General features: G+C 69.1%; 7 protein-coding genes. 5 read left to right on the forward strand and 2 right to left on the reverse strand.

The genetic code is table 11. From position 1 onward, the window contains the following. Positions 1 to 178: 178 nt before the first annotated feature. The gene (gene hemE, locus AC3EVP_RS36490; RefSeq protein WP_335984369.1) at positions 179 to 1,294 is read right to left on the reverse strand and encodes a uroporphyrinogen decarboxylase; all 1,116 of its coding nucleotides are present in this window, start codon (positions 1,292 to 1,294) and stop codon (positions 179 to 181) included. A gap of 272 nt (positions 1,295 to 1,566) precedes the next feature. Between hemE and AC3EVP_RS36495 the strand changes: the two genes are divergently transcribed. The 3 genes from AC3EVP_RS36495 (at position 1,567) to AC3EVP_RS36505 (ending at position 6,447) form a co-directional block, all read left to right on the forward strand. Then, positions 1,567 to 3,066, forward strand: coding sequence for an aldehyde dehydrogenase (locus AC3EVP_RS36495; protein WP_335984368.1), 1,500 nt, complete (start codon positions 1,567 to 1,569; stop codon positions 3,064 to 3,066). 861 nt (positions 3,067 to 3,927) lie between these two features. Continuing rightward, positions 3,928 to 5,607: an AfsR/SARP family transcriptional regulator gene (locus AC3EVP_RS36500; RefSeq protein WP_435137993.1), complete on the forward strand. Its 1,680-nt coding sequence runs from the start codon at positions 3,928 to 3,930 to the stop codon at positions 5,605 to 5,607. A 72-nt stretch (positions 5,608 to 5,679) separates the two neighbouring features. Beyond that, a complete protein-coding gene (locus tag AC3EVP_RS36505; RefSeq protein WP_335984366.1) occupies positions 5,680 to 6,447 on the forward strand; it encodes a thioesterase II family protein in 768 nt (255 codons plus the stop codon). Between the two features lie 217 nt (positions 6,448 to 6,664). Here AC3EVP_RS36505 and AC3EVP_RS36510 read toward each other — a convergent pair whose 3' ends face one another. Next, positions 6,665 to 7,453, reverse strand: coding sequence for a thioesterase II family protein (locus AC3EVP_RS36510; RefSeq protein ID WP_335984365.1), 789 nt, complete (start codon positions 7,451 to 7,453; stop codon positions 6,665 to 6,667). Between the two features lie 757 nt (positions 7,454 to 8,210). Here AC3EVP_RS36510 and AC3EVP_RS36515 point away from each other — a divergent pair. Both AC3EVP_RS36515 and AC3EVP_RS36520 read left to right on the forward strand, forming a co-directional pair. Beyond that, the gene (locus AC3EVP_RS36515) at positions 8,211 to 8,591 is read left to right on the forward strand and encodes an acyl carrier protein (RefSeq protein ID WP_435137998.1); all 381 of its coding nucleotides are present in this window, start codon (positions 8,211 to 8,213) and stop codon (positions 8,589 to 8,591) included. Positions 8,592 to 8,604: 13 nt separating this feature from the next. After that, positions 8,605 to 9,021, forward strand: a 417-nt coding sequence (locus AC3EVP_RS36520; RefSeq protein WP_435138001.1) for a beta-ketoacyl synthase N-terminal-like domain-containing protein, incomplete at its 3' end; no start/stop codon positions are given.

Raw genomic sequence — 9,021 nt, forward strand, 5'->3', positions numbered from 1 at the left:
GAGGATTCCCGAGTTCACCCTCCAGGACCCCTCCACGGTGGTCTGGGGCGGGCGCAACGCCCGAGGTCCGCTGTGTCTTCCGCTCCGGGTCGGGTGACGGTCGCAGCGGACGCCGCTCCCGCCACCGCGTGCGGAACCCGCGCGGTGCGGGGTGGGCGGCGGGGGTTTCCGGTCGGTCCTACGCCGTGGGGGTGTTCCAGGCGCGCACCTGCTCGACGACGGCGGTGACGTGGTCGATGGGTGTGGTCTTGGCGATGCCGTGTCCGAGATTGAAGACGAAGGGGCCGCCGCTGAGGCCGCGCAGGATGCGTTCCGTTTGGGTGTGGAGTGCGGGGCCGCCGGCGATCAGGAGTTGGGGGTCGAGGTTGCCCTGCACGCAGCGGCCCAGCTCGTGTTGGATGTTCTGCGCGGCCCATGTGAGGGGGACGGTGGAGTCCAGACCGATGCAGTCGGCGCCGGTCGCCTCGGCGAAGCCGTTGTAGTTGAGGCCGGCGCCTCGGGGGAAGGCGATGACGGGAACGCCGGGGTACTGCGCTTTGAGCGCGCTGATGATGGTGGCGACGGGTTTGACGCACCAGCGGTCGAAAAGGATGTCGGGAAGGATGCCGGCCCAGCTGTCGAACAACTGGACCGCCTCCGCGCCGGCTTCGATCTGGCGGCTGAGGAATTGGATGATGGCGTCGGTGAGCAGGTCCATCAGGGGCTGGAATCCGTCGGGGTCGCGCATGGCCCACTGTTTGACGACGGAGTGCTCGGACGCGGCGCCGCCGCGTCCTTCGACCATGTAGGTGGCGATGGTCCAGGGTGCGCCGGCGTAGCCGATCAGGGCCGTGTCGGCGGGGAGGGCGTGGGTGAGCTGCCGGACGGTCTCGTAGATCGGGGCGAGTTCCTCGTGGAGGCGGGAGGCGCTGAGGAATTCGGTGATGTCCGCGGTCGAGCGGACGGGTGGTGCCAGTACCGGTCCCTCGCCGACCTTGTAGTCCAGGGTCTGGCCGAGTGCGGCGGCGACCTGCGGGAGGTCGGAGAAGACGATGGCGGCGTCGAGGGGGAAGCGGCGCAGCGGTTGGAGGGTGACCTCGACGGCGTGTTCGGGGGTGGTGCACAGCCCGACCATGCCGCCGGCAGCCTCACGGACCTCGTGGTATTCGGGGAGGTAGCGTCCGGCCTGCCGCATCAGCCAGATCGGCGGGCGTTCGGTCCGCTCTCCCGCGAGTGCGCGCAGGAGCAGCTTCCTGGGCTGGACATTGCCGGATCCCGGCGTCGGACCGGTTGCTTCCCGGAAGCCGATGTCCACGCTGTTCCATTCTGTTGAATTGCCACGGGTGTTGACGAAACTCGAGGAGAGACGTCGAAGCCTTGAAAAGGGGCCGATCGCAGCCTAGCAGAGCCCCATGGTCGGCTTGGCCGAGCACTGACGGCCCGTCGGGAATCCGAACGGGCAGAGCCCCGGAAGGAAAGTCCCCAGTTACCCCGCAGTGGCGGATCGTAGGAGGAGCGTCATTTACGCGTCGCTCCGGCGCAGGCGAGCATGAGCGCCACGGAGGCGGCGATCGGGAGGGTGACCGGATGAGCCTGGCTGGACTCGCGGAGGCGCCGATCGGTCGGACGGACCGCTTCTTCATCGGCGGTCAGTGGGTGGTGCCGTCGTCCGGCGCCACGATCGACGTGGTCGACTCCGCGACCGAGGAGCTCTACTTCAGGGTCGCGCAGGCGCAGGCCGCCGACATGTCCAGGGCTGTCGCGGCGGCGCGGGAGGCGTTCGACGAAGGCCCTTGGCCGCGGCTGACGCCCGCCGAGCGGGCCGGGTACCTTCGGGCGATCGGTGCGGAACTCAGGCTCCGCGGCGAGGACATCGCCGAGATCTGGCCACGCGAGTCCGGGGTCCTGTACACCTTCGCCGCGCACGCCGGCACAGGAGCTGAGTCCACCTTCAAGCGGTACGCCGCACTGGCCGGCACGTTCCCGTTCGAGGAGCAGGTCAAGCCGACCGCCGGCGGACAGTTCGGCATGATCGTCCGTGAGCCGGCCGGTGTGGTCGGTGCGATCATCCCGTGGAACGCCCCGATGGGGATGATCAGCAACAAGGTCGGCGCCGCGCTGCTCGCCGGGTGCACGGTGGTCCTGAAGTCGGCGCCCGAGGCGCCGGGGGAGGGCTACCTTGTCGCCGAGGCCGCCGCGGCGGCCGGACTGCCTCCCGGCGTGCTCAACGTCGTCACCGCGGACCGTGAGGTGTCCGAACTGCTGGTGCGCGACCCGCGGGTGGACAAGATCACCTTCACCGGGTCGACGGCCGTGGGACGGCACATCGCCTCGATCTGCGGCGAGCGCGTGGCCCGCTGCACGCTGGAGCTCGGCGGCAAGTCCGCCGCGGTGATCCTCGACGACATGGACCTCGAGACGGCCGCGCGCAGCCTCGCCCAGGCCGAGTGCCTCCTCACCGGCCAGGTCTGCGCGTCGCTGACCCGGATCGTGGTCAGCCGCTCGCGGCACGACGAACTGGTCGATGCCCTCGCCGGCGTGTTCTCCCGGGTGCGCGTGGGGGACCCGTTCGACCCGCGCTCGCAGATGGGGCCGCTGGTGGCCGACCGGCAGCGGGACCGGGTCGAGGGATACATCGCCAAGGGCGTCGCGGAAGGGGCCACGCTGGCCACGGGCGGTGGTCGTCCGAAGGGCCTGACCCGTGGCTGGTACGTCGAGCCCACCGTGTTCGGAAACGTCGACAACCGGTCCGTGATCGCCCAGGAGGAGATCTTCGGCCCCGTGCTGTCCGTCATCCCCGCGGCCGACGAGCAGGACGCGGTCCGGATCGCCAACGACACCATCTACGGTCTCAACGCGGCGGTGTTCACCAACGACGTCAACCGGGCCCGCGAAGTCGCCGGGCAGTTGCGCTCCGGCACCGTCGGCCACAACGCGCTGCGCAGCGACCTCGGTATCGCGTTCGGCGGGTTCAAGCAGTCCGGCATCGGCCGTGAAGGTGGACGCGAGGGGCTGCTGCCCTACCTCGAGACCAAGACCGTGATCCTCGAAGGCCGGCCTGCCGGGTACGAGGACGGCGTCCTCTGACGGTGCGTCCGCTCACCGACCCCTGCGCGGCCACCGCATGCCCGCGGGCCGCGCCGCATGTCGCCCGCCACGTCGATCGGCACCGTACCGACCACCCGGCTCAACCGTGAGCCCGCCCAGCCGACGGGGACACAGCGATCACGTCCTTGAGGTCCGCGGCGGGTAGCGCGAGCATGACGCTGGGGCGGATTCTCCTGACTTTGGGTCACCATGCCAAAATTTTACGAACATTGGTGCGGGAAGAACCTGGACGAACCGGGTTTTCAAGGCGATTTTGCGAACCTCTGCCGGTGCGAATCGTATTTCAACTGTTACCTGGGTTTCGCGGCGTGTGCAGGGGGAGAGTTTAAGGAAGTGTGCCGTAGGAGGCGCAAGGGACCGGTGTGTACGCATAACCACATTTTTTCACACTGCTCCCATGTAGCTCGGGGGCGGCGATCGGAGGACCGCAGGGATGATGGCGGGATTGGTGCAGCGGTTGCGGATGACGCTCTCCGCGCAGGTCGAGGCCCACGCGAGAGTCCGGTACGACCGCGACGTCCTCGTGCGGTAGCCGGGCGGCAGGTGAGCGTCGCGCCTCCCGAAAAGGCGAACCGCCGACAAGAAAATTCATTGGGGCCGAGGAATCCGGGAACCGCATCCAGATTTCCGATCGCGACTGGCCCATGAAATATGTGAATCCATCGCAATTCGTCACTCGCGCCGCTCTTTTCCTATGGCGCAGTGCGGATGCGTTCCTTTGTGCCGCCAATGGCGTCGGCAGCAACCTCGATCGTCCGTGAATTCCTTCAGCCAATTCGGAGAATTTTGCAGACCTGTGCAACTGTGGGCGAACTGTGTCGCGCATCGGAGGAGGATAAATTGCAGTTCAATATCCTAGGTCCACTGGAAGTGGTTTCCCAGGACAGGGTCGTGCCACTCGGCGGGATCAAGCAGCGCGCAATGCTGGGCATGCTGCTTCTCAGGGCGAATCGGATCGTCCCGTCGCGCAAGCTGCTCGATTCGCTCTGGGACGGCCGCACTCCGCCGACGGCGCGGAAGATGCTGCAGAATGCGGCTTCCGCGCTGCGCGGAATGCTGGCCTACGACGACGCAAGCGCCGACCCGCCCCTGCTGCTCACCCACGCACCCGGGTACCTGCTACGCGTCGAACCCAGCAGCATCGACCTCAACCTGTTCACGCAACGCACCGAACGGGGCCGTGCGTACGCCGCCGACGCGGACTGGAAATCCGCGCGCCGAGCGCTCCGCGAAGCCCTCGACGTCTGGCGCGGCCCGGTCCTCGCCGACCTGGCCGAGACATGCACCGCGTGGCCCGAGGCCGCCGCGGTCCAGAACGCGTACTTCGTCGCCGTCGAGGAACTGTTCGATGCCGAACTCGCCTGCGGACGGCACCGTGAGGTGATTGCGGAAATCGAACTGTTCGCCGCTGGAGAGCTGTCCCACGAACGCCTCGTGGCACAGCTGATGCTCGCGATGTACCGGTGCGGACGGCAGTCGGACGCGCTCGACATCTACCGCCGCGCCCGCGTGTCGTTGATCGAAGCCCATGGACTGGAGCCGAGCCGGGAGCTCCAGGAACTCGAATACCTGATCCTCAATCAGGATGCCCGGCTGGACTGGAACGGCGGTGACATGTCCGAACTCGGCGACAGCGCCATCGTGGCGGTTCCCCGGCCGACCGCCGCCCTGGACGACGCGGCCGTGCCGGCCGTCGAGCCACCCGAGAACGGGCCCGCCGAGCCCTACCGCCCGGAGCTCGTCTCCACGGGAGGCGACGAGGGGCCATTGCCCCAAGAACACCTGGTCGCCGTGATGGCCGTCGTAGGAGAGGCGGAGCGCAAGCCCGAAGCGGACGCCGCCGAGACGGCGCTCGCTGCCGGCGCGGTGGCCGCGACGGTGGACCGTGAGGTCAGCCGACACGGCGGTGTGGTCATCAGCAGAATGGCGTCCGTGAGCTGGGTCCTGTTCGACGACGCCGGCCACGCCCCCGATCGTGCCGTCGAGGCAGCCCTGGCGATCCATGCCGCGCTTGAACGGGCCCGGCCCCTGCACGACGCCGCCGACGGCGAGGTCCCGCCGTCGGCGGTCCGGGTCGCCGTCGTCTCCACCGACTCGATCCACAGCCACCGTCCCGGCGACGGCACCCTGCGCGCCCTCGACAGCTCCGTCGTCGGCCGGTGCCTCCAACTGGCCAGCGCCGCCCCCGCGGGACAGGTCTGGGTCGGTGCGGAGACCAAGCGCGCCACCGAGCTCTGCGTCCGGTACGAGCGGGTCGGCGACGACGCATGGGAGGCGGTCGAACTCCTTCCGGAGACACACCGGCCGGACCGGGTGAAGATGCTCATAGGAGGCCCCGACAAGATCAAGAAGCTGCGCGGGTTGCTCGCGGGCATCACCGGCCAGCACGCGTCACAGCTGATCGAGAAGATCAGCCGCCGCGGGGGCGGCATACCGGAGAACGCGGTGGTCGAGGTCACCGTCAGCGTCCTGCCGCCGGACTCCGCGCACACGTGGGCGGCACTCCCGGAGGGCGCGTGAACCCTGTTGCAGGTCTGGACATCGACCAGGAACACCAGGTGGGCATCGACCAGGAACACCAGGAGGGACCGCATGGGAATCGACGACGGTTCGGAAGAAGAGAGCCTGTGGCTCAGGCGGTTCGCGCCTGCCGACCACGCGAAGAACCGCCTGGTCTGCTTCCCGCACGCGGGTGCCTCCGCCCCCTACTTCCTTCCGATGGCGCAGGCGCTGGCGCCGACCGTGGACGTCCTCGCCGTGCAGTACCCAGGACGCCAGGACCGGCGGGCCGAGCCCTGCATCGACGACATCCCCACCCTGGCAGACCACATAGCCCACGCCTTGACCAGGTCGCTGGACCGTCCGCTGTCGCTGTTCGGCCACAGCATGGGCGCCGTGCTCGCCTTCGAGGTAGCCCGGCGCCTCCAGCAGAACCACCCGGGCCAGCCCGCGCACCTCTTCGTCTCCGGCCGGCGCGCCCCCACCCGCTACCGCGAGGAAACGCACCACCTGCTCGACGACGAAGAGATCGTCGCGGAGATCCTCTCGCGGCGCGGCCCGCTGGCGCGGGCGATGGAGAACCGTGAAGTGGTGGACATGGTCCTGCCGACGCTCCGCGGGGACTACACGGCCGTGGGGCGGTGGCGCTACGTCGCGGGCGACCCGCTGCACTGCCCCGTGACCGCGATCGTCGGGGAACGGGACCGGGAGGCCAGCATTGAGGAGGTCAGGGACTGGAAGGAGCAGGCACCGGAAGGCGGCTTCGATTTCCGGGTCTTCCCCGGCGGGCACTTCTACCTGGTCAAGGAGATCGCCGGGGTCGTGAAGGTGGTGTCCGACCGCCTCGCCCCTACGACGTGAAAGGTCTGCGCCGCTGAGCAGCGCGGTGCGGCACCGGGAGCACATCCACCGCCGCCCGCCTACCGCCTACCGCTGCATGGCGGAGGCGGTAGAGGTGTTGGCCGGCCGGACGGACGCCGGTGCCGGGCCGGTGCCGGACCGACATCGGCCCCGTGCGCCCGGGTGTTCCGGGCGCGGTAAGGGGCGGTGACCGGCTCGCGCGCCGGTCACCCAGTCGTCAAGGACGAATCGCCGTCCCGCGGTCGGAGCCGGTCGTTCGCGCGAAGTGCTCCTTGAGCAGGGCGGTGATCGCGTCCACGTGCGCCGTGATGAAGAAATGCCCGCCCGGGAACGTGTGGACAGTGCACGTACTGGTGGTGTGCCGCTCCCACGCCTGGGCCTCGGGCACCGTGGTCTCCGTGTCGTTGTCGCCGGTCAGGACCGTGACCGGGCAGTCGACGATCGCATCCGGGGCGCACCGGTAGGTCTCAGCCGCCTGGTAGTCAGCACGCAAGGACGGCAGGGCGGCCCGCATCAGCTCCTGGTCACCGAGCACGCTCGTGACCGTCCCGTTCAGCCGGCGCACCTCGGCCAGGATGCCGTCATCGTCCCGCCGGTGGATGCAGCGCGTCTCACGATGAGCGGATGGGGCGCGGCGACCGGACGCGAACAGGTGCGTGACCTCGCTACCGCCCGCCTCCAGCCGACGGACGGTCTCGAAGGCGATGGTGGCGCCGAGACTGTGGCCGAAGAACGTGACAGGAAGCGGCGGTTGCCGCAGCAGGAGGTCGTGGATCCGCTCGGCGAACGCGTCCACATCCGTCAACGGCTGCTCCGCGCGGCGCTCCTGACGCCCGGGGTACTGGACGGCGACGACGTCCACATCAGGGCTGAGAGCCGTTGCGACCGGCAAGTAGAACGGTGCCGAGCCGCCTGCGTGCGGGAAGCACACCAGGCGCGCCGTGGCCGTGGGGGACGGGTGGTAGCGGCGGCACCACAGATCATCATCGGCAGGCAGGACGGACATGCCACTCCAAGTGCTCGTACCAGCAGGATGATTGGCGACGCATATGCGACGTGCCCCCGTCGCTCGCCCTTCATGCGCGACCGCCGGGCTGGATGCCGTGGCCCTTGATGGCGTCGACCAGTAACCTCGCGGTCCCCGGGCGTCCGCCCACCTGGAGGTGCGCCGCGTGTCCGACTCGGCACCCGGGCGGGACGGGATGATCGGGGTGCCCCCCCGGTGGGCGCCTGGTGGAACGGCGTCATTTCGGGCCGTCCGCCCACGTGGTGAGCTTCCTCCCATGACGGACTGGAAGATCGGCCGGTGAGCCTGCTGCGTGTCTTCGGGGGCGAGTCGCCGCTGCCCGGTCGGGGACGACCGGCTTGCGGTGCTCTTCGCGTCTCTGCTGCCGGGTCGCCCGGCGTGGGACGGAGCGACTTTCAGCGCCCCTTGACACGCCGATCCGCCGTGCCGTCAGCGGACACCTGAGGGTCGGCATCCGATGCGGGCCCAGGGCGTGGGTGTCTTCTCCGAGTCGAGTCCGGATGGCGCGTTGCCGGCGATGGCGGATGGGAATGCGGGGACGTGGGTTCCGGTGCTGCACGGTGGCCGGGACGAGCCCGGGGCCGCGCCCGAGGCCGAGGCCGGGGCCGGGGCCGCGTCGCTGGCATGGGGAGTGTGGGCTCATGCCTCGGGGATAACGGGGCAGTTGGCCGACGCTGGCCCGCCCCGTCTGCGGCGGGGCGATGCTGAGCGACTGACGACGGAACGGGGTCTGGCGGTGGGCGCCCTCGCCTGCCCGATCGCGGCCGTCGCCGTTGCTGTCGCCGTGGCTCTGGGCCACGCCGGCCCTGGGGACATCGATCCCCAGCTGGCCTTCCATGACATGGGCATCGACTCACTGACCGCGCTGGAGTCGCGCAACAGGCTCGCAGGCGAGAAGGGGCCGAGTCTTCCCGCCACCCTGGTGTCCGACCACCCGACACCGGCCGAGCTCGCCAGGCACCTGTGCCCGGAGATCTTTGCGCATGTGGTGGTGAACCGGCGGTCTTCACCCAGCTCATCCAGCTGGAATCGATCCTCTCTGAGGTACCCGCGACTTGAGTCGGCCTTGGCTGATGAAGTCTTCGACTTCATTGCTAAAGAGCTAGGAGTTTCCTGATCCAATGACTGAGATGACAGAGTACGAGAAGCTCCTCAGCTACCTGAAGAAGGTAACGGCCGACTCCTACGAGACCAAGGAACGCCTGCGGAAGATAGAGGCACGCGAGCAGGAACCCGTAGCGATTGTCGGGATGGGTTGTCGGTTCCCGGGCGGGGTGGAGGATCCGGAGGGTTTCTGGCGGTTGGTTGCGGGGGGCTCCGATGCGATGTCGGGGTTCCCGGCGAACCGTGGCTGGGACGTGGCCGGCCTGCCGGACCCGGATGCCGGTGACGGGGGTGCGGGTTATGCCCAGGTGGGTGGGTTCTTGGAGGGTGCGGGTGGGTTCGATGCGGAGTTCTTTGGGATCAGTCCGCGTGAGGCGTTGGGGATGGATCCTCAGCAGCGGGTGTTGTTGGAGACGTGTTGGGAGGCGTTGGAGGACGCGGGC

The sequence above is a fragment of the Actinacidiphila sp. bgisy144 genome, assembly GCF_057708105.1.

Excerpts from the sequence above, each read along its gene's own strand:
- AC3EVP_RS36495 (WP_335984368.1), top strand. The coding sequence starts at position 1,567 with ATGAGCCTGGCTGGACTCGCGGAGGCGCCGATCGGTCGGACGGACCGC.
- AC3EVP_RS36505 (WP_335984366.1), top strand. The coding sequence starts at position 5,680 with ATGGGAATCGACGACGGTTCGGAAGAAGAGAGCCTGTGGCTCAGGCGG.
- AC3EVP_RS36510 (WP_335984365.1), bottom strand. The coding sequence starts at position 7,453 with ATGTCCGTCCTGCCTGCCGATGATGATCTGTGGTGCCGCCGCTACCAC.